The sequence below is a fragment of the Afipia sp. GAS231 genome (assembly GCF_900103365.1).
GTDB lineage: Bacteria > Pseudomonadota > Alphaproteobacteria > Rhizobiales > Xanthobacteraceae > Bradyrhizobium.
The window spans coordinates 5,287,951-5,308,395 of record NZ_LT629703.1 but is presented as its reverse complement, the minus strand read 5'-3'; the positions used below and the strand labels follow the sequence as shown (position 1 = coordinate 5,308,395).

The 20,445-nt window shown below is 63.8% G+C and carries 21 protein-coding genes; 9 read left to right on the top strand and 12 right to left on the bottom strand.

The window, feature by feature from the left end; translation table 11 throughout:
• Positions 1 to 98: 98 nt before the first annotated feature.
• Positions 99 to 545: a nucleoside deaminase gene (locus BLS26_RS25060; RefSeq protein ID WP_244541681.1), complete on the top strand. Its 447-nt coding sequence runs from the start codon at positions 99 to 101 to the stop codon at positions 543 to 545.
• Between the two features lie 152 nt (positions 546 to 697).
• On the opposite strand, the gene BLS26_RS25055 is transcribed toward BLS26_RS25060, so the two are convergent.
• Positions 698 to 1,600 (bottom strand): alpha/beta fold hydrolase, encoded by a 903-nt coding sequence (locus tag BLS26_RS25055; protein WP_092515259.1) that lies wholly within the window; start codon positions 1,598 to 1,600, stop codon positions 698 to 700.
• Positions 1,601 to 1,716: 116 nt separating this feature from the next.
• Between BLS26_RS25055 and BLS26_RS25050 the strand changes: the two genes are divergently transcribed.
• Positions 1,717 to 2,949 (top strand): acyl-CoA dehydrogenase family protein, encoded by a 1,233-nt coding sequence (locus BLS26_RS25050; protein ID WP_074823818.1) that lies wholly within the window; start codon positions 1,717 to 1,719, stop codon positions 2,947 to 2,949.
• Between the two features lie 112 nt (positions 2,950 to 3,061).
• Here the strand turns inward: BLS26_RS25050 and purD are convergent, their stop codons facing one another.
• Entirely contained in the window at positions 3,062 to 4,336 is a 1,275-nt protein-coding gene (gene purD, locus BLS26_RS25045) for a phosphoribosylamine--glycine ligase (protein WP_092518541.1), read from the bottom strand.
• A 160-nt stretch (positions 4,337 to 4,496) separates the two neighbouring features.
• On the opposite strand from purD, the gene xseA reads away from it, so the two are divergent.
• Positions 4,497 to 6,119: an exodeoxyribonuclease VII large subunit gene (gene xseA / locus BLS26_RS25040; RefSeq protein WP_172804683.1), complete on the top strand. Its 1,623-nt coding sequence runs from the start codon at positions 4,497 to 4,499 to the stop codon at positions 6,117 to 6,119.
• 98 nt (positions 6,120 to 6,217) lie between these two features.
• Here xseA and BLS26_RS25035 read toward each other — a convergent pair whose 3' ends face one another.
• On the bottom strand, positions 6,218 to 7,057 hold the full coding sequence (locus BLS26_RS25035) for a dienelactone hydrolase family protein (protein ID WP_092515258.1): 840 nt from the start codon (positions 7,055 to 7,057) through the stop codon (positions 6,218 to 6,220).
• Between the two features lie 210 nt (positions 7,058 to 7,267).
• Between BLS26_RS25035 and BLS26_RS25030 the strand changes: the two genes are divergently transcribed.
• Complete coding sequence (locus BLS26_RS25030; RefSeq protein ID WP_092518539.1) at positions 7,268 to 7,495, top strand: DUF2093 domain-containing protein; 228 nt, start codon at positions 7,268 to 7,270, stop codon at positions 7,493 to 7,495.
• Here BLS26_RS25030 and lpxK read toward each other — a convergent pair.
• The 6 genes from lpxK to BLS26_RS25000 all read right to left on the bottom strand — a co-directional run bounded on the left by lpxK (position 7,492) and on the right by BLS26_RS25000 (position 13,067).
• On the bottom strand, positions 7,492 to 8,520 hold the full coding sequence (lpxK, locus tag BLS26_RS25025) for a tetraacyldisaccharide 4'-kinase (protein WP_092515257.1): 1,029 nt from the start codon (positions 8,518 to 8,520) through the stop codon (positions 7,492 to 7,494). The genes BLS26_RS25030 and lpxK overlap by 4 nt on opposite strands.
• Positions 8,513 to 9,847 carry a 3-deoxy-D-manno-octulosonic acid transferase gene (locus BLS26_RS25020; RefSeq protein ID WP_092515256.1) on the bottom strand — a complete coding sequence of 445 codons (1,335 nt, stop codon included), beginning with the start codon at positions 9,845 to 9,847 and terminating at the stop codon, positions 8,513 to 8,515. The genes lpxK and BLS26_RS25020 overlap by 8 nt, the downstream gene beginning before the upstream one ends.
• Positions 9,810 to 10,523 (bottom strand): lysophospholipid acyltransferase family protein, encoded by a 714-nt coding sequence (locus tag BLS26_RS25015; protein ID WP_092515255.1) that lies wholly within the window; start codon positions 10,521 to 10,523, stop codon positions 9,810 to 9,812. The genes BLS26_RS25020 and BLS26_RS25015 overlap by 38 nt, the downstream gene beginning before the upstream one ends.
• Positions 10,520 to 10,768 (bottom strand): DUF4170 domain-containing protein, encoded by a 249-nt coding sequence (locus BLS26_RS25010; RefSeq protein WP_092515254.1) that lies wholly within the window; start codon positions 10,766 to 10,768, stop codon positions 10,520 to 10,522. Before BLS26_RS25010 ends, BLS26_RS25015 begins: the two co-directional genes overlap by 4 nt.
• 102 nt (positions 10,769 to 10,870) lie before the next feature.
• Complete coding sequence (locus BLS26_RS25005; protein ID WP_092515253.1) at positions 10,871 to 11,680, bottom strand: 3'(2'),5'-bisphosphate nucleotidase CysQ; 810 nt, start codon at positions 11,678 to 11,680, stop codon at positions 10,871 to 10,873.
• Positions 11,667 to 13,067 (bottom strand): TldD/PmbA family protein, encoded by a 1,401-nt coding sequence (locus BLS26_RS25000; protein ID WP_172804682.1) that lies wholly within the window; start codon positions 13,065 to 13,067, stop codon positions 11,667 to 11,669. The genes BLS26_RS25005 and BLS26_RS25000 overlap by 14 nt, the downstream gene beginning before the upstream one ends.
• 285 nt (positions 13,068 to 13,352) lie before the next feature.
• Here BLS26_RS25000 and BLS26_RS24995 point away from each other — a divergent pair, with 285 nt between their 5' ends.
• The 5 genes from BLS26_RS24995 (at position 13,353) to BLS26_RS24980 (ending at position 17,277) form a co-directional block, all read left to right on the top strand.
• Entirely contained in the window at positions 13,353 to 13,877 is a 525-nt protein-coding gene (locus BLS26_RS24995) for a DUF6101 family protein (protein WP_092515251.1), read from the top strand.
• A 30-nt stretch (positions 13,878 to 13,907) separates the two neighbouring features.
• Complete coding sequence (locus tag BLS26_RS24990; RefSeq protein ID WP_092515250.1) at positions 13,908 to 14,822, top strand: hypothetical protein; 915 nt, start codon at positions 13,908 to 13,910, stop codon at positions 14,820 to 14,822.
• Between the two features lie 80 nt (positions 14,823 to 14,902).
• Positions 14,903 to 15,400, top strand: a complete 498-nt coding sequence (locus tag BLS26_RS35975) for a hypothetical protein (RefSeq protein WP_157676586.1) — start codon at positions 14,903 to 14,905, stop codon at positions 15,398 to 15,400.
• A gap of 117 nt (positions 15,401 to 15,517) precedes the next feature.
• On the top strand, positions 15,518 to 16,480 hold the full coding sequence (locus tag BLS26_RS24985; protein ID WP_092509475.1) for an IS110 family transposase: 963 nt from the start codon (positions 15,518 to 15,520) through the stop codon (positions 16,478 to 16,480).
• Positions 16,481 to 16,896: 416 nt separating this feature from the next.
• Entirely contained in the window at positions 16,897 to 17,277 is a 381-nt protein-coding gene (locus BLS26_RS24980; RefSeq protein WP_092515249.1) for a nuclear transport factor 2 family protein, read from the top strand.
• Between the two features lie 89 nt (positions 17,278 to 17,366).
• Here the strand turns inward: BLS26_RS24980 and BLS26_RS24975 are convergent, their stop codons facing one another.
• From BLS26_RS24975 to BLS26_RS24965, 3 genes are all read right to left on the bottom strand, one after another.
• Complete coding sequence (locus BLS26_RS24975; RefSeq protein WP_092515248.1) at positions 17,367 to 18,239, bottom strand: MBL fold metallo-hydrolase; 873 nt, start codon at positions 18,237 to 18,239, stop codon at positions 17,367 to 17,369.
• Positions 18,240 to 18,761: 522 nt separating this feature from the next.
• Positions 18,762 to 19,691 (bottom strand): 4-hydroxybenzoate octaprenyltransferase, encoded by a 930-nt coding sequence (gene ubiA, locus BLS26_RS24970; protein ID WP_092515247.1) that lies wholly within the window; start codon positions 19,689 to 19,691, stop codon positions 18,762 to 18,764.
• 40 nt (positions 19,692 to 19,731) lie between these two features.
• Entirely contained in the window at positions 19,732 to 20,370 is a 639-nt protein-coding gene (locus BLS26_RS24965) for a hypothetical protein (RefSeq protein ID WP_092515246.1), read from the bottom strand.
• Positions 20,371 to 20,445 lie beyond the last annotated feature (75 nt).

Here is a 20,445-nt window from a genome sequence, read left to right as displayed (position 1 = left end):
GCGCGCGCACTTTGATCAAGGCGCATTCTCACGCAAAACCGGCATCCACGTTTGCTGAAGGCGCTCCTAGTAGCAGGTTTCTTTCGATGATACGAGGCATGACTGCCCCTTCTTTCATGGATTTGGCCCTCAAAACGGCCAAAAACGCCGGAAAAGCCGGCGAAGTCCCGATCGGATGCGTGATCGTCCGGGGTTACGAGGTCATTGCCACCGCCGGTAACCGGACCCTGACCGACCGCGATCCGACCGCGCATGCCGAAATCCTGGCGATCCGGCAGGCCGCCGAGGCCATCGGCACGGAACGGCTGGTCGATTGCGACCTCTACGTGACGCTGGAGCCCTGCACCATGTGCGCCGGCGCGATCTCGTTGGCCCGGATCCGCCGGCTCTATTACGGCGCCGCCGACCCCAAAGGGGGTGCTGTCGATTCCGGCGTAAGATTTTTCGCGCAACCGACCTGCCACCATGTGCCGGAGGTCTATTCGGCAGTCGGCGAGACCGAAGCCGCGACGCTGCTGCGGGATTTTTTCAAGGTGAGACGGTGATGTCTCCCGTCCCGTCATTGCGAGCGAAGCGAAGCAATCCATCTTGCTACGCAAAGAAAGAATGGATTGCTTCGTCGCGGAGCCTGTCATCGGGCGCGCATACGCGCGACCCGTTGGCTCCTCGCAATGACGGTGGAGGCGCTTGTGCATAATTACGCCAGAAAAAACTCCCGCAACAACCGCGCCGTCTCGTCCGGATTTTCTTCCGTCAGAAAATGTCCCGATACTACCGGCGCGCCCGATACATTCGTCGCCCATTTCTTCCAAGTATCGAGCGGCGTCGCCGCCGCCTTGGCGATGCCGACATCGCCCCACAGCGCCAGCATCGGGATCGTGATCTTTTTCCCCGCATCGAAGTCGGCCTTGTCGATGTCGTAGTCGGCATAGGCGCCGGCACGGTAGTCCTCGCACATCGCGTGAATCCGCGCAGGGTCGAGGAACGGCGCGATGTAATGCTGCAGCGCGCGCGGGTCCATCGCATCCAGCGTCTTCAACCTGGTCTGGCTTGCCATCTTCTGCCGCAGGAAGAATTCCCCGTTGTTGGAAATCAGCGTTTCCGGCAGCGGATATGGCTGCGCCAGGAACGTCCAGTGATAGATGTTCAGCGCATAGAGCCGGTTCATCTTCTCCCAGTAATCATAGGTCGGCAGGATATCGAGCACCGCGAGCTTGGATAGCCGCCCGGGATGATCGAGCGCCAGCCGGTAGGAGACGCGCCCGCCGCGATCGTGACCGGCCAGCGCAAAATGCACATGGCCGAGCTGCTCCATCGCTTCCACCATCGTCTTCGCCATCGCGCGCTTGGTGTAGGGCGTATGGTCCTTGTCGCTGTCGGGCATATCCGACCAGCCGTAGCCCGGCAGGTCGGCGATGATCAGGGTGAATTTGTCGGCGAGCTTCGGCGCGACGGTGTGCCACATCACATGCGTCGACGAGAACCCGTGCAACAACAACAGCGGCGGCCCCTTGCCGCCGACGCGCGCAAAGATCCGGCCGGCGCTGGTATTGATCCATTCGGAGGCATAACCGGGAAACAGATCGGCAAGATCGGGCATCGTCACACTCCCTCGCCGCGGCTGCTTTAAACATTGTTTGGCGTTGCCGCTGGCACGTGGCAGCGTTATGCCATCCGCCAAGCCCGGCCAACAAGAACCAAAAGCGAGGAAGTGCCATGTCGATCGATTTCGAAATTCCGGCGGAAGCCAAGGCGATCCGCGAAAAAGTCCGCCAATGGGTGCATGATCACTGCATCCCCGCGGAGAAGGAACTCGACACCAAGCCGCTCGCCGAGGTGCTTGGGCCGCTGCGGGCCAAGGCCCGCGCGCAGGGCCTGTGGTGCCCGTTCGTGCCGAAGCAATATGGCGGCATGGGCCTCGGCCCGCTGGCGAACGCGCTGGTGCAAATGGAGCTCGGCGAGAGCATGCTCGGCGCGCTGTCGATGAATACGCAGGGGCCCGACGACGCCTCGATGATGACTATTCTCGAGCACGGCACCGAATATCAGAAGGAAAAGTTCCTTAAACCGCTGCTCAATGGCGAGAAGCGCATCTGCTTCTCGATGACCGAAAAGGCCGCCGGCGCCGACGCCACCGGCATGCAGACCACCGCGGTGAAGGACGGCAACGAGAACTACGTTCTCAACGGCGAAAAATGGTTCTCGTCTTCCGCCAGCGTCGCCGACATGGCGCTTGTCATGGCCAAGACCGATCCGAACGCGCCGCGTCACCAGCAATATTCCACCTTCATCGTCGAGCTACCGAACCCCGGCTACAAGATCAAGCGCAATGTCGCGAACATGGCGATCGAAGGTCCGCATGACGACGTGCTGCACGGCGGTCATTCCGAGATCGAGATCAAGGATCTGAAAGTATCCGCCGACAATCTGCTGGGCGGCGAAGGCAACGGCTTCAACATGGGCCAGCATCGCCTCGCCTACGGCCGCTTGCGCCACGGCATGCACAACGTCGCCAAGGCGCAACGCGCGCTCGACATGGCGGTCGCCCACATCACCAAGCGTTCGACCTTCGGCGTGCTGCTGGCCGATCGCCAAGGCGTCCAGTTCATGCTCGCCGATTGCGCCGAACAGCTCTATATCGGCCGGCTGATGCTGCTGCACATCGCCTACAAGGCGGAAAAGGGCATGGACATCCGGCAGGAGAACTCGATCGCCAAAATCTTCCATGCCCACATGGTGCACAAGGTGATCGACACCGCGATCCAGCTCCATGGCGCGCTCGGCTTTTCCCAGGATACGCCGCTCGCCAAATGGTACACCCAGGTGCGCGCGCAGCGGCTGGTCGACGGCCCGGACGAGGTGCACCGGTGGAAGATCGGCAAGAACGTCATCAAGGCGTTCCGCGAGCACGGCACCACGGCCAGCGCCGTGGGCGGGGATTTGCTGTAAGGGCTTTCAAAGGGTGTCATTGCCGGGCTTGACCCGGCAATCCATCCTCTTTGGAGAAGTTTCTTACGAAGCGTGATGGATGCCCGGGTCAAGCCCGGGCATGACAGCGGAACTACCCCTCCTGCTCCACCGCCTGCCAGGCAATGTCGCGGCGACAAAATCCATCCGGCCATTTGATGCGATCGACCGCCTCATAGGCACGGCGCTGGGCTTCCTTGACCGTCTTGCCCATCGCGCAAACATTCAGCACGCGGCCGCCATTGGCGAGAACGGCGCCGTCCTTTGCCACCGTGCCGGCGTGGAAGATTTCGACACCTTCGATTTTGGCGGCGTCCTCCAGCCCGTCGATGCGGGTGCCCTTGGCATAGTCGCCGGGATAGCCCTTGGCCGCCATCACCACCGTCAGCGCGGGATCGGGAAACCAGCGCAGGTCGAAATGCCTGAGCTCGCCGTCGCAGGACGCCAGAAATGCCGGCACGATGTCGGACATCATCCGCAGCATCAAGACCTGGCATTCGGGATCGCCGAAGCGGACATTGTATTCGAACAGCTTTGGGCCCTGCGCCGTCACCATGACGCCGGCGTACAGGATGCCGCGAAATGGCATGCCGCGCTGCTTCATGCCGGCGACCGTCGGCAGAATGATGCGCGACATGATCTGGTCATGGACCTCGGGCGTCACGAACGGCGTCGGCGAATAGGCGCCCATGCCGCCGGTATTCGGGCCCTCATCGTGATCGAACACGCGCTTGTGGTCCTGGGCGGTGGCGAGCGGGATCGCGGTCTCGCCATCGCACAGCGCAAAGAAGCTGATCTCGCGGCCGGAGAGAAATTCCTCGATCACGACTTCGGCGCCGGCGGCACCGAAGCCGCCCTCGAACATGACAGCGATGGCGTCTTCGGCTTCGCGCAAGGTCATTGCCACGACGACGCCCTTACCGGCGGCGAGCCCGTCGGCCTTGACCACGATCGGCGCGCCTTGCGCGCGCACGTAGGCCAGTGCGTCGTTGGCATTGCCAAAGCGGCGATAGGCGCCGGTCGGAATATCGAATTCGCTGCAGAGGTCCTTTGTGAATCCCTTGGAGCCTTCGAGCTGGGCGGCGAGCTTGCTCGGGCCGAACGCCTTGATGCCGACGGCACTGAGATCATCGACGATCCCGGCCGCCAGCGGCGTCTCGGGCCCGACCACGACAAGATCAACCGCGTTGCGTCGGCAGAACTCGATCACGGCGGCATGGTCGGCGACGTCGAGCGCGACGCATTCGGCCTCTTTGGCGATGCCGGCATTGCCGGGCGCGCACCACAACTTGGTCAGTAGCGGGGAAGCGGCGATCTTCCACGCCAAAGCGTGTTCGCGGCCGCCGGAACCGAGCAGAAGGATGTTCATGAGGTGGACCGGGTGCAGGGTTTCGAAGCGCAGTCGGTCGCACGAGTCTCCCTTGTTCTGCAAGGGGTTCCTGCCGAATTGGGGTCCGATATCTTCCCTATCCGCCGCGGCCGAAAATCCCTATTTTATGTTGATAATTTACATTGCCGAATCGATGTCCATGCCCGCAGCGGAAAAACTGACCAACACGCCCGAATTGACCGTCTCGGAGCTGTCTTCGGCCCTGAAACGGACGGTGGAGGACACCTACGGGCATGTCCGGGTGCGCGGCGAAATCTCCGGCTTTCGCGGGCCGCACTCCTCCGGCCACTGCTATTTCGCGCTCAAGGACGAGAGCGCCAAGATCGAGGCCGTGATCTGGAAGGGCGTGCATGCGCGCATGCGCTTCAAGCCGCAGGAAGGCCTCGAGGTCATCGCGACCGGCAAGCTCACGACCTATCCGGGCTCGTCGAAATACCAGATCGTGATCGAGGCGATCGAGCCCGCCGGCGTCGGCGCGCTGATGGCGCTGATGGAGGAACGCAAGCGCAAGCTCGGCGCCGAAGGGTTGTTCGACGAGTCGCGCAAACAGTTATTGCCGTGGCTGCCGGAGGTGATCGGCGTCGTGACCTCGCCGACCGGCGCCGTCATTCGCGACATCCTGCACCGGCTGCAGGACCGTTTTCCGCGCCGGGTGCTGGTGTGGCCCGTGAAAGTTCAGGGCGAAGGCTCCGCCGAGCAGGTCGCCGCCGCCATCCGGGGTTTCAACGCGCTGCCCGAGGGCGGCAGAATCCCGCGGCCGGATCTGTTGATCGTCGCGCGCGGCGGCGGCTCGCTGGAGGACCTTTGGTCCTTCAACGAGGAGATCGTGGTTCGCGCCGCCGCCGACAGCATGATCCCGCTGATCTCGGCGGTCGGCCACGAGACCGATATCACGCTGATCGATTTTGCCGCCGACAAGCGCGCGCCGACACCGACCGCCGCCGCCGAAATGGCCGTCCCCGTGCGCAGCGAATTGTTCGTCGAGGTAACCGCGCTGGCGCGGCGCACCATGATCTGCTGGCAGCGCAGCCAGGAAGGCCGCCGCAACGAATTGCGCGCCGCCGCCCGCGCGCTGCCTGCAGCCGCCGAACTGCTGGCGATACCCAGGCAGCGGCTCGACAGCGCCGCCGGCGCCCTGCCCCGCGGGTTGAAAGCCAATACGCACGCGCATCATCGCCGCTTCTCGCAGGCCAGTGCCGGGTTGACGTTGAAGGTGCTGCGCGGACAGGTCGCGCACGCAAGGCAGCGCCTGACGGTGTCCGGCGAGCGCATCACGCTTTCCACCCGCGCGCTGCTGCGCCAGCGCCGCGATCGCTTTGCCGGGCTGGAGGTCAGGCTCAAGGCCTCGAAGCTCGCCAACGCCCAGGCCCAGCGCAACGCCATCGCGCGCGACCGCGAACGCGCGCAGCGCCTTGCCGAACGCGCCCGCCGCGCGCTGCTCACGGCAATGCAGCGGCTGGAAGCGCGGGTCGCGCATAGCGGCCAGTTGTTGTCGGCGCTGTCCTATCGCGGCGTGCTGGCGCGCGGCTTTGCTTTGGTGCGCGATGCGCACGGCCATGCCCTGCATGCCGCGGCCGCGGTCGGACCCAACGCGCATCTGACCATCGAATTCGCCGACGGCCGCGTCGGCGCCACCGCGGATTCCGATCGTCCGCCGGCGACACCCGAGCCCGACAGCGCGCCCAAGCCCGCGCCGCGCGAGACCAAGACGATGGCGGCCAAGCGTGTGGTCAAACCGGTCGATCAGGGAAGCCTGTTCTAGAGTCTTTTTGTTTGACGCGTTTTCTAGCGCAGATAAGTCTACGCAATCTGCGCAAGCTTGATTGCTATGCGAACCGGTGCCCACTTCGCTCGAAAACGCTATCGCGCCAGCCACTCGGCAACGCGCGCCTGCGAATCCGATCGCGCCTCGGTATCGGTGCCGATATGGCCATGTTCCGGCAGTGCCGCATCACCGCCACCACCGCCGATCGCATGCAGCGGCAGATCGGGACGATCGAAATCATGGGACGCGCCGGGATAGATTTCGATCCGGGTCAGCGCGCTACGGCCACGCGCGCCGTCGATCATCGCGCGGCAGGCGGTCGGCGAACTGATGTCGTCCTTGGCACCGATCAGCAGCAGCGTCGGCACCCGGGCGCTCCAGCCGAGGCCGGACGAGACGCGGCAGTCCGGATAGAACGCAATCGCCGACCGGAAATCCGGCGCGGCATTGCGCGACGACAGTTGCGGCCGTACCGCCCACAATAGCGCGCTGGCGCCGCCCGCCCATCCGATCAGGCTGACGCGGTCATGCGCCACCCAGGACTGTTGCGAGAGCCACTGCCGCGCCGCGGTGATATCGGCCACCCGCTCGCGGCGGGCGAGCACGTGACGCTCCTTGACGCGGCATTGCGGCCCTAATTCGCGCGAGCCGTAACTGTCCGGCAACAGCACGGCCTGGCCGGCCTTCAGGAGTTGTTCGGCCCAGTCGCGGTAGCGCGGCAGCACCGGCTCGGAATGTCCGCCCAGTCCGCCGCAGCCATGCAGCGCGATCACAGTGGGGAACGGTCCGTCGCCCTCCGGCTTGTAGAGCTGCGCGTGCAGGGTCACGCTACCGTCAGGGATATCGATCTGATGCGGGGCCGGCAAAGGCGCCGCGGCCGCGGCAAAGCCTACGGCGAACAGCGTCAGGAACAGTATTACTGATAGAGGGCGCATCGGTCCCGGTCAGATCATGTTGGCGGCGCAGATTGAGCGAGCCGCGATCGCAAGATTATCACGCAGATCGGCCCCAAATTCATCACAAGTAGGTGGGTTTCGGGAGCGGACAGTACGACCTATTTATGATAGACCGCGTTCGGAAAATACACTTGGCCGGGCAAGTTGCGATCGTTTGCGTGACAGACCGGCCCATTGGAGAGTTTGACGGTGCTGAATAAATTCGGTCCTTCGGGGAATGGCGAAGCGCAGGTGCAATATCTGGATGGCGATTTCCGCGTGGTCTCGCCCGGAACCTATGTGCGCTGCGCCATTACCGATGTGCGGATCCCGCTCGACGAATTGAAATACTGGAGCGTCGATCTGCAGGAGGCCTATTCGGTTCCGACCGCCGTGCTGCAACGGCACTTTCCCGGCGCCGTGAAGGGCCAGGGCTAGTCGCCCTCGCTCAACTTTCGCTCACGCGCCTTGAACAGACGCGCCGTCACGAAGCTACGCAAGTGCGCCGCGTCATCGAATGCAAGCGTCACCGCGAACGGCATGATGCCGTGTGCCCAATCCGGCACGCCGCCGGCCTGCCGCAGCCGCGCCAGATCCTTTTCCGTCGTGACCAGCGTCAGCGCATCGCGCGCGGCTTCCGCGACCAGGGCTTCAATCTCGCTTTGCGCGAACGGATGGTGATCGGCGAAAGCGCGCCGCCGCGCCACCTCGATGCCGCTGGCTTCTAACGTTGCGAAGAATCGCGCGGGATCGCCGATTCCGGCGAAGGCCAGCACGCGATGGCCGCGCAGCGACGCCACGGACGCCGCATCCGGCTGCAGATGCGCGCGCAGCACCGGTTTGCCCTGCGCGGCGACCTCCGCCGCCACCGCCTCGGCGGCGGTGCCGTTACCGACAATGAGCAGCGCGTCGGTGCGCGCTATTTGTGGTTTCAACGGCGCGCGCAACGGACCGGCGGGAAACACCTGCCCGTTGCCGAGACCGCGGGTGCCGTCGATCACGATCAGCGACACATCCTTGGCCACGGACGGATTCTGAAAACCGTCGTCCATCAGGATCACGGTGGCGCCTTGCGACCGCGCCAGCGGCACACCGTCCGCACGCTGGCGCGCGACCACCACCGGCAACTGGCTTGCCATCATCAGCGGCTCGTCGCCGACATCGGACGCCGCATGCCTTAAGGGATCGACCCGGACCGGTCCGCGCAGTTTGCCGCCATAGCCGCGGCTCAGCACCACCGGCGTCTCGCCGAGTTCGCGCAACAGTTTCGCCAGCGCCAGCACCGTCGGCGTCTTGCCGGCGCCGCCGACATGATAGTTGCCGACGCAGAGCACAGGCACGCCGGCATCCAGACCTCTTCGCCGCAGCCGGTTGGCCGCGACAGCACCATAGAGCGCGCCGAGCGGCCTCAACACATGCGATTTCCACGAAGACGGGCCGTGCCAGAAGCCCGGCTCACGCATTCGCGGCTCCCATCTCGATCCGCAACTGCAGCAGATACGGCTCGAGCGCCGCAAGCGTCCGTTCCAGCGCGCCGCCGAGTTGCTCGACCACGCGCTCTGATGCCGCAAGCTGGGCGTCGCGCACCCTGGGATCGGCGAGCAACTGACCGAGCTGTTTCACCAGCGCGTCCGGCGTATCGGCGCGACGCGCGCCGCCGGCGGCATCGAGCGCCTCGTAGACATCGGTGAAATTGAAGACGTGCGGACCGTGGACCACGGAGGCGCTGAGCTTGACCGCCTCGATCGGATTCTGTCCGCCATGCTCGACCAGCGATCCGCCCATGAACACGATCGGCGCCAGCCGGTAGAACAGGCCCATCTCGCCCATGGTATCGCCGACATAGATATCGGTCGCCGCGGTCGGCAATTCCTCGCGCGAGCGCAAGCTCGCCTGCAGCCCGGAAGCGGTGATCATGCCTGCGATCGCCGTGCCGCGGTCGGCATGGCGCGGCACGATCACGGTCAACAGCCCGGGAAAGAATCCGGCCAGCGTCTTGTGGGTCTCGACCAGAATCTCCTCTTCGCCGGGATGGGTCGAGGCCGCGACCACGATCGGCCGGCCCCGCGTCATCGACATCAGCCGTTCGAGCTTGCTGCTATCTGCCGGCGGTGCGGGAACGTCGAGCTTGAGATTTCCGGTGACCGTGACGTTGCGGCTGCCGAGCGCCGCGAAACGCTCGCCGTCGAGCTCGGATTGGGCCAGGCAGACGTCGAACCGGCCGAGCAGCGCCGAGATCGTGCCGGAGACCCGGCGCCAGCGCGGAAACGAGCGATGCGACATCCGTCCGTTGATCAGTACCATCGGCAGCCGCCGCGCCGCGCTCGACAGGATCAGGTTCGGCCACAGATCGGACTCGATGAACAGCGCCAGCGAGGGCCGCCAGTGATCGAGGAACCGCGCGACGTAACGCGGCGAGTCGTACGGCACATATTGATGGATCACGTCGGCGGGAAACCGCTTGGCGACGATCGCGGCCGACGTCACCGTGCCCGAGGTCAGCAGGATGCGCAGGTTGAGCGCCCGCAGCTTCTCGATCAGGGCCGCGGCGGCCAGCACCTCGCCGACGCTGGCGCCGTGAATCCACACCAGCGGTCCGACCGGGCGGACATCGGCGCTGACGCCGCGGCGCTCGCCGACGCGCTCCGGATCTTCCTTGCCGAGCTTGAGCCGCCGGTTGATCAACGCAGGCGACAGCGGCACCATCGCGGACGATAGTCTCCGGTAGACGCGCAACGTCATCGGCAGCGGATCAACCAAGGGCGGCCTCCGGGCGCCCGACCGCCGCATAGGCGAGCCGGGTCGCTTCGTTCAGATAAGTCTCTACCTGCAGCCGCAATTTTTCCATGGTCTCGGCATCGGCGTCCGGCGGCACGTACACCGGTTCAATGCCTACCACGACGCCGCGCCCGAATGGCAAATTGATGGTGGTGGAGTCCCAGTTCTTCAACCGGATAAACCGGCTGGTGACCATCGCAAACGGCATGATCGGCCGGCCGGACTCCCGCGCCAGCATGATGACGCCGAGGCCCACCACCCGTGCCCGCTTCGGCACGTCGGCGGTGGTCGCGACGTTCCAGTTCTCCGCAAGCGCCTGCACCATCTCCCGGAACGCGCCGACGCCGCCCTTGCGGTGAAACGCGCCGCCGTGATCGCCCGAGCCTCGGATCGTGCCGATGCCGAGCCGCTCTGCCGCAATTGCGTTAAATTCACCGTCGCGATGCCGCGAGATCAGCACCTTGGCGCGGTAGCTCGCCTTGTTCTTGATGAACGGCGTCATGAAATGCTGGCCATGCCAGAACGCGAAGATCGCCGGCATCTGCGGCTCGACGATCCCGTACACGTCGGTCGGCACGTAGCTGAACTGGTTGGTCAGCCAGACCAGCCGCAGGTATTCGGCCGCAAGCACTCCCAGCGCGCGCTGAACCCAGCTGCTGCGCAGCAAATCGCGAAAGAAACGTTTCAATGGGAGTGCTTCGTATCGTCGCTCGGGTCAAGCAGCCGATGGAGGTGAACCACGAAGTAGCGCATGTGGGCATTGTCCACGGTCTGCTGCGCCTTCGCCTTCCAGGCCGCGTGAGCGGTGGCGTAATTGGGGAACACGCCGACGATCTCGACCTTGTCGAGATCCTTGAACGTGTTGTGTTCGAGGTCGATCAACTCGCCGCCGATGACGAGATGAAGCAGTTGCGGCTGGGCATTGTCTGACATGAATGATCTTTCCTAACGAGATGCCCGGCAAGCAAGGTGGATCTATATAGCGCAAGACGCGTGACGTGTAGCGAAGGATTTGCGGCGCGTAGCTCTACGGGTTCAGGGCAGCGGACGGTTGCGAAAATGCTCGACAATGCGTGCATGACGATCGCGTCCCGCTGCCACCAGCACCCCATGCGTCACCTCCCGGCGATTGTACTCAATCGCATCCCCCGAGAGTGCGGTCATTCTACCATTCGCTTCCTGCACGATCAAATTGGCCGCGGCAAGGTCCCAGTCGCGGCTTTGGCCGCCCGCAAAAGCGGCATCGAGGCTGCCGTCGGCGACCCGGCACAGCCGCAGCGCCAACGATCCGATTCGCGGAAACAGCGTGATTTCCTCCGAGGACGGACTGAGCCGCTGCACCAGCGGCTTCGGACCGGCCATCCGGGAAAAATCGAGATCGGTGCCGGTCGAGGCCGAGACCTGCCGCCGGTTCAGCGTCGCGCCCTGCCCGTGCACTGCGAAGAAGAATTCGTCCGTCACCGGCGCGAACACCGCCGCCAGCACCGGCTTGCTGCCTGCGACCAGCGCCACGCTGACGCACCAGTCCTCGCGGCCGGCCAGGTAAGCCCGGGTGCCGTCGATCGGATCGACGATCCAGACCAGCGGCTTGCCGAGCCGCGTGTCGTCGTCGGCGCTTTCTTCCGACAGCCAGCCGTAATCCGGCGTCGCCGCACGCAGTCTTTGCTCGACCAGATCGTTGACGGCGATATCGGCTTCCGAGACCGGCGACGAGGCGCCCTTGGTCCAGTTCTTCAGTTCGGTACGAAACATCGCCTTTGCCAGCGCGCCCGCATCCCGGACCGTTTCCGTCAACAGCGCGACATCGCGCGCTGAAATCTTTTCGGCTGTGTCAGCGTCCGCCAAGCGTCAAGCCCTCGATGCGCAAGGTCGGCGCATTGACGCCGTAGCGGAATTCCAGGTCGTCGGCGGCGACCAGCGATTTGAACATCGGCAGCAGGTGGCCCGCGATCGTCACCTCGCTGACGGCATAGGTGATCTCGCCGTTCTCGATCCAGAAGCCGGAGGCGCCGCGGCTGTAATCGCCGGTCACGCCATTGACGCCGGAACCGATCAGATCGGTGACGTAAAAGCCCTGCTTGATATCCGAGATCAGTTGCTTCGGAGTCACGCGGCCGGCCTCGAGGTGCAGATTATACGATCCCGGCGACGGCGAGGACGAGACGCCGCGATGGGCATGCCCGGTCGTGACCATGCCGAGCTCGCGCGCGGTCGCGGAATCCAAAAGCCATGTCGTCAGCACGCCCTCGTCGATCAGCGCGTGCCGCTTCACCTTGACACCCTCGGCGTCGAAGGTCTGCGAACGCAGTCCGCGAACTCTTAAGGGGTCATCGATGATGCGGATGTCCTTTGAAAACAGCTGCTCGCCGAGCCGGTCCTTCAGGAAGCTGGTCTTGCGCGCGATCGAGGCGCCGTTGATGGCGCCGACGAGATGGCCGACCAGCGAGCCCGACGCGCGCGGATCGAACACCACCGGCACCTTGCAGGTCTCGACCTTGCGCGGATTGGCGCGCGCCACGGTACGCTCGCCGGCCTTGCGGCCGACGCTGGCCGGCGAGGCGAGATCGGACGCATGCGGCGCCGAGGTGAAATCGTAGTCGCGCTCCATGCCGGTGCCCTCACCGGAGATCGCGGTCATCGAGATGCCGTGGCTCGAACGCAGATATGAGCCGTGGAAACCGGTCGAGGTCACCAGCACCATGCCGCCGATGCCGCTCGACGCCGAGGCGCCGCCGGACTTCGACACGCCCTTGACCGCCAGCGCCGCCGCTTCGGCTTCGCAGGCCCGGCGCTCCAGTTCGGCTGTGGTCGGGACTTTTCGATCGAGCAGATCGAGATCGGCAAACTCATGCGCCAGCAGCGACGGGTCGGCGAGGCCGACAAACTTATCGTCAGGCGCGACCCGCGCCATCGCGACCGCACGCTCGGCCAACTTCGCGATGCCGTCGCCGGAGACGTCGTTGGTCGAGACCACCGCCTGGCGCTGCCCGACCAGCACGCGCAATCCGACATCGTCGCCTTCCGAACGCTCGGATTCCTCGACGCGCCCGTCACGCACCTCGACGCCCTGCGAGACGCCGCGCACCGCGACCGCGTCCGCGGCATCCGCGCCGGCGCGCTTGGCCGCCTCGACCAGGCGTTGCGCCAGTGTCGAAAGTGCGGACTGATCGAACAGGTCGGAATTCGCAGGCGATCGGGAAAGCGGCTGATCCGTGGATGGTGAAGAGTTCACAAACAAAATCCCTGACATTGAAGAGAGTTGGAACGCTAACCGGCAGACCCACCAGATGTGCCTGATTCACAGGGATTTCAAGCATCTTGCGGTGTCAAATGCCAGACAATTTCGGCATTGAAGCAAGGTCTCGTCAATCATGTGAGCCAAGGTCTTGTCAATCATGCGGGCAGAAGCGCGGCAGGTGACCATGGATTAACCAGCCTTTTTAAGCCGAAACGGAAACGCGTCGGCTAAGGTCTCACGTATCGACCGGGAACATAATCCCGGCGGGGAGATAAAGCCGTGAGGCGTCAAACAGCAACAAGCGGGATCAATCCCGCCGGGTCGAGCCGTGCATTGCGGCTCGACCCTCTTTCCCTTCCGCTCTCGTTCGATGCGCATGATACCCGCGCAGACGGCAGCGTACGGAACATCGAACTTCACCGCGAACGCGTCGTGCTGCGCCGTGCCGTCCAGGGCATGCGCATGGCGGTCAACATCAGCGTCCGCGATTTTCTCGGCGTCGGTTTGCGGGGCCTCGACGACGCGCAAGCGTTGATCCTGGTGCATCGCGACCCCTCGCTTTCGATTCCGCTTCTCGTCAGCTCCGACGCCGACGAGATCGCATCCGCCTGGCAGACCTGGAGCGAGATCTTCGCGCTTCCTCAATTGCCGGAAGACGAGGTCAGCGAACCCGCCGCCCGGCGCCGCCGCCACAACGCCATCCGCGCCCGCCGCCCGAAGTTCCTGGTCCGCCGCCGCGCCGGCGACCTGCTCAACCCTGCGAATACTCACGCCGGCGAGCGCGAGATCATCGCGCGGGATTAGTGCCGTTTCCTCAAGACCGCGCAGGCTGCCATGCCGCTCTATCTCTGGCTGATCGTCTTTCATCCGGTCCTGCTCACCCTGCTCGCTTTGGTCGCGCTTGTTGTTCTGCTCAGATGGACCGGTTGGTGGGCGCGATACAAATACCGAATCCTGCTGGTGCTGCTCGCCGGCTATGCGATCGACATGGCATTCGCGCTGCCGCGGATCCTGTTCGCGCATGGCCTGTCCCAGGAACCGGTGATAGCGCGGCGAATTCCATTGCCGTCTCGCTTCGTGCTGGTCGATATTCCCTGCGACGCGAGGTGCCATGACCTGCTGATCTCGGGCGAGGTCGAAGAGATCGTCTCCGTCAGTCTTCCCGGGTACGGCGGCGTGAGCGCGGTCAGCGCGCGTCGCTATCGCGCGGACTGGACTATTCCGGGCACTTGTCCATCGGAACGCCAGAGGGAGAACCGGGAGCCAAGCCAGGCCCAGGGATCGAGCGGGTACTGTCCGTGCGTCGAGTCCGTCGAAGTCCCGACCTCGGGAGTCTTTCTGGTCAATGAGGGCACGATCGTCAGCGCCAGCCAACGGGCGCGGCCCTATGCGCCGGCCTATCTGGTCAAGGCCCCGCCCGGCCGCGTGATTCGCTTTGCCGGCATCGAGGTGCAAAATCGAAGTTCGGCCGGCACCGACGTGCTGGCATCGATCTATTACGACGAGGCCCCCGGGCTTTTGGGCCTGCCTCCTCTGATCGGCTGCTGGGATCGCCCCGACAACGTGATCTGGATCATGCCGGCCGGCGATACCGGTTGCGGGCTGTGGCGCTGGTTCACGGAGGGCGGCAACGAAAAATTCGTCAACGACACCACTTGGCTGTTCGAGCGGGTGTTCGGACCTCCCGATCGTCCTGTTGTCCCGCCGCGAAGAGCCGAGTTGCTGGCTCCGGCGCAGCCGCAGAAATGAACGTCGCCTTCTCCACGTCATTGCAGAACCGTAGGATGGGTGGAGCGAAGCGATACCCATCATCTTCGCGGTCGGTATTGATGGGTATCGCTGCGCTCCACCCATCCTACGAAATTGAATACGGCTTCGCGTTCTCGCGGCATGATCTGCCCGGAGTTTTGCAAGAAAACCTTGCCCCCGAAAATCAGAGGGCGCAGGGAAGACCGGGTGCGCGCCGCACCCGCGGTCTCGTACGCGGTGGATGCAACAAAGATTTGCGCACGAGCATACAGGTTTGGCGGAGGCATCCGGCCTTCCCTGCGCAATGGCTTTACGGCTTATACGATTTCGTCCTGGTGACCGGCTTTCTTGCCACCATCATCCGCTTCGGCTTTCGCTTCCGCCGACTTGACGCCAGCACCGGGGCGTCGGACCCAAACGATTTCGCCGTACGCAACAGCCCGTTCGTCTCGCGTGCTGCCGCGTCCACCGCTCCCTGTCCCTCGTTTGCGACGATGGCCGACGCCCCTTGTGTCCAAAAAATTTGGCAGAATGAGCGAACGGGCGGTTGCGGACCAACCGCCCGTTGCTGGAACTGAGCCCGTACGCCCCAAAGGCGACAGAGCCTGTACCAGAGCGAGGGACAGCTCCGGCGTCTTCCTCAACCCGAACAGTTGCAAGGGCTTCGAGCCCGTACCGAGCAAGGAAGGGAGTGGATGATGGCACAAGATGATCGCATTGTCGTGGGCATCGATGTGGCAAAGGACAAGGTGGATGCGTGCATTCGCTCGCTGTCATTGCGTCAGGTCTGTCCGAACACGGGACAAGGCCACCGCAAGCTGGTGGCCTGGCTTCGCAAGTACAAGGCAACCAGGGCTGTGATGGAGGCGAGCGGCGGTTACGAGCGTGACTGGGCCAAGCTACTGCGCCAGGCCGGTGTCGAGGTGCGGATCGTCGACCCCAAACGCGTCCGCAGCTTCGCGCTATCGGCCGGCCGGCTGGCAAAGAACGATGTGATCGACGCGGAGATGATCGCCTGGTTCGCCGAGATATTTACCGAGGCGCCGAGCCAGACCCACGATGCCGCACGCGAGGAGTTGCTCGCGCTGGTGAAAGCGCGCATCGGTCTGGGTGATCTCAAGACGCGCTTGCAAAGCCAAAACGAGCATGCTGCACCAGGACTGGTTCAGAAAACGCATGCCCGCGTCTTGAAGAATCTGGTCAGTGAAATTGCCAAGCTCGAGGCGGCAATTGCGGCCAAGATCAAGGCCTCGCCACACCTTGCCGAGCGTGCCGAGATCATCGAGAGCGTGCCGGGCCTCGCCGAAACGACCTCCGCCAACCTCATTGCGGGGATGCCGGAGCTTGGGCAGGTGAGCAACAAGATCGCCGGTGCGTTATTAGGCGCCGCCCCGTACGACGACGATAGCGGCCATCGGCGCGGTGAGCGTCATATCAAGGGTGGCCGCCGCTGGGTCCGCAACGCCATCTACATGCCCTGCCTCGGCGCAGCCACGCAGAACAACCCGGTGCTCAAGGCCTTCTACGACCGCCTGATTGCCAAGGGAAAGAAGCCGAAAGTGGTGCTTGTCGCCTGCATGCGCAAGCTCATCGTCATCCTCAACATCATGATCGCACGACGGCAGAAATGGGATCCCAGCCGTTACGCACTGAACTGAGCGAGCGCACCTCACCGCGCTCGGTCATCGACCGAGCGCATGCCAAGCCAACAGACCGGAGAGCGGACGGGGTCAAGGCCGTAAGCCGCCGAAGGCGGGGCGCGCCCCGCGCCAGCCTTGAGGCCCGGCCGATCGCCGGTTTACTTCAGCACAGTTGCTCTGGTGGGACAGGATGGCGGGAGTCCTAAATCTGATTTGCCCGACGGGGCCAGCGGAATATTTTTATCCGAAGGGCTGGACAGACTTTTGGTGATTTGCCCGTCGGGTTGATTTGTCGCAGGCAATCAAACCACCACACGAGGTTGACGAGCTCTACGCAGTTTTTGGACGCAATAACCTTGATGTCCCTCCTGCACGAGAATAGCCTCCGCTAAATGTGCCGATATCTTCACCGCAATCTAAAAGAGGAATTTGCTATGGAAACCAATAAGCAGATAGCCTTACGCGCGTTGATCGGCGCGTTCATCGACAGGGACCCAAATGTCGTGGAACATTTCACGGCCGATTATATTCAGCACAATCCAACAATTCCGAACGGTCCGGCTGCGATAAAGGATCTGATCCCCAAATTGCCCAAGGACTTTTCTTATCAACCAGGTATGGCGGTGGCCGAAGGCGATCTGGTGATGGTTCATGGACGTTATGTTGGATGGGGACCAAAGCCGATGATAGCCGTCGACATATTCAGACTAGAGGGCGGCAAGGTGGCCGAGCATTGGGATGTTATGCAAGAGGAAGTCCCTGCTTCGGCCTCCGCTAATGGCAATCCGATGTTTTCAGCACCGGAGAGAAAATAAGCAACGCCCGTGGGCGACCATGCGGGCTATGTCGGTTTCGTGCAAAGACGGACCTCGTGCATCGCAGCCTTGGCCCGGCAATTTATCAGTCATGAGTTATGCTGTGCCTTGGCGGCCGTCGCTCCGCCCCAGAGTGAACCGGGATTGGCCCGGTCTCCATGAAGCTCCATCATCCGGTCGAAGAGTTCGCGCACGGTCGTGGTTTCCTCGTTGAGGCGCATGAAGTCCCGGAAATAACTGCGCGTTTCCTCGATGATCCGAGGGTGGTCGTCGTTCTCGGGCCGTTTGTGGCCGGCGATCACGGTGCGGGGTTTCAGCGATTCGAGCTTGTCGAGAGCGGCGATCCATTTGAGCCAGGTTTGCGGGTTGCCCTCCGCCATATAGGGATGCACGCCGTTGTAGGCGGCGTCCCCGGCCACCACCAGATCGATGGAAGGGACGTGCAGACTCGTGGACAAGGCCGTGTCGGTATAGCCGGTGTCGATCAAGACCAACTGGTGCCCTTCCAGTTCGATGATATTCCCTTCGAGTGCCTCGGCCACCGCGAGCTGTTGCGGGAGCTGGCCGGGAAAGCGCGAATTCCAGAAGCTGTTGAAATAGGGCGGATCGAGCTCGTGACGCATGACCTCCACGATGTCCGGTCTTGCCACTGCCCGTGCATGGGGGAAGCGCTGCCTGAGCAGTCCGATGCCAAAAAAATGATCGCCGTGGCCGTGGGTCGCGTAAATCGTGGTCAGGTTCTTGCCGCTCGCCGCGACCCAGTCCGCCAGGGCCTGCGAGGCTTCGGCGGTAAGGAAAGTGTCGACCAGCACGGCATCCCGCTCGCCATAGATCAGTGTGGACGAATTAGGTACCCAGGCTAGGGACTCGTAGCCTGACGGCAGCTCGCGGTTGAGGCCAGGCCGCTTGGTGATGAACACCGACCACTGCAAGGGAGCGCTTTCATGATTCGAGCCGGCCATGAGATTCCTCCGTGCGTTTTTGCGTTACCTTCGGCTCTGTCGCCGATGGCCGCAAGCCACAACCACGATGTCGAATCGGAGCGGCACTTACGACCGCGTTGCCGGGCCAGGACGAAACGTTCGCAAGACATATAGAGGGGATGCGGCTCTACTATCGTTCCGCAATAACCGACAGGGACACTGTGGTCACCGTAGTCTCCGCGCCGCCAACGGCCCGGGCACACTAACTTAGCTAAATTTACCAGACTTATCTCCGCACCCCAAGCAAAACGCTTGCCCGGACCCATCCTCTGCTCGACTTCCGGGTCATTCGCTACACGGGCGCCCGGCAGCAAATGCGGCCATGTCCGCCATCAGCGGAAGCAGATTCAGAACATTGGCGGATTGCGCGCTAATGAGTCCACGCCCGGCGAGGCACCGGCGGCGCATACGCGCACCCGATGACAGACTTCGCGAGGCAACCCATCGCGCGGGGAGACATGGATTGCTTCGTCGCTATCGCTCCTCGCAATGACGGGGCCATCACGCCCGCATCACCGCATCCACCAGCAAGCCTGCGAACAGCAACAGCCCGGCATCGCGGTTGGATTTGAAAACGCGCAGGCACAGCGCGGGATCGCTGATATCGAGCCTTCGAATCTGCCAGGCCAGATGGGCCGCGAACGCGACTAACCCGAGCCATGCCGGCCATCGCGCGCCGGCCAGCCCCAGCGCCACACCGATCAGCACCACCGCGAGTGCGTAGAACACGACCAGCGCACGGTGGGTGCGGGCGCCGAACAGGCGCGCGGTGGACTTGATGCCGATCAGCGCGTCGTCCTCGGCATCCTGATGCGCATAGATGGTGTCGTAGCCGATCACCCAGGCGATCGAGCCGGCGTAGAGCGTGAGTGCGGTGAGATCGATCCGCCCGAGCATGACCGCAAAGCCCATCAGCGCGCCCCAGGAGAACGCCAGGCCGAGCACGACCTGCGGCCACCAGGTGATGCGCTTCATGAACGGATAGACCGCGACGATCACCAGCGACGCGATGCCGGTCATGATCGCAAAGCGGTTGAACTGCAGCAGCACGGCGAGCCCGATCAGGGCCTGCAGCACCAGAAAGACAAGGGCCTGCGACACGCTCACCTGGCCTGCCGGTATCGGCCGCGACCGCGTCCGCTCGACCCTGGCGTCGAGGTCGCGATCGGTGATGTCGTTCCAGGTGCACCCGGCCCCGCGCATCACGAAGGCGCCGATGAAGAACAGCACGACCACGAACGCCAACGGTCTGACATCGCGCGCGACGCCGGCGGCCAGCGCCGCCGACCACCAGCACGGCATCAACAACAGCCAGGATCCGATCGGACGGTCGAAACGGGCGAGCCGCAGATAAGGCCGCGACCAGGACGGCGCGCGCGTATCGACCCAGTTGCCGGTCGCATCGGCAACGCGGGCGGTGGCGTCGCTCATGAGGTCGAGGTTAGCGGGTTCGAGATTATCGGGGCGCGCGTCATCGCGTCAGAACGTTGCCGTTCAAGGTATCAAAGGTACTGCCGCCCTTCTTCGCGGTCTGCGCCTCGGGCAATGCCGTCGACGTGCCCAGCACGTCGCTGAGGCTGGGGGTGGCCGACCGCTGCTGGTTTGCCGCCTGCTGCGCGACATTGCAGACCTGGTTCTGCATCTTCTCGGTGTTCACGTGGCCGGATTTGAGCTGGTCGCCGATCTGCTGCGGAATTCCGCACTTCGCCGCATTGGTTTCGATATACTTGATCATCTTGATTTCGGACGCGCCGAAATTGCGGATCAGCTTGCAGGCCTCATCCGGGGGCGCATGGCGTTCACTCGCGGCCTTGATCAGCTTGCCGCGCTTTTCCGCCTCTTCGCGCAAGGGAACAAAGCCCTTCATGCAGGCGTCGGAAGACCCGGAAGCTCCACCGGGGGATGGCTGCGGCCCGGCACCACCGAACCCCGGGCCGGAAACCGGTGCGGCGCCTCTGGTAAAAGCCGAGTCATTCGCCGGCGACGAAGCGGCAGGCGGCGCCATTTGACCATTGGGCAGCGGGGCCGGAAAGGCGCCCTGCGCGAAAGCGTGACCGGCGTGAAAGGTCGCGACGGCAACTGTCAACGGCACAATAAGGCGGCGGATCATCAAGGGTGTTTCTCCGGCAAAGCCCAGCGGGGCCCTACGTCTTCCGATCGAAGCACGATCTCCGTTGGGGCTTTT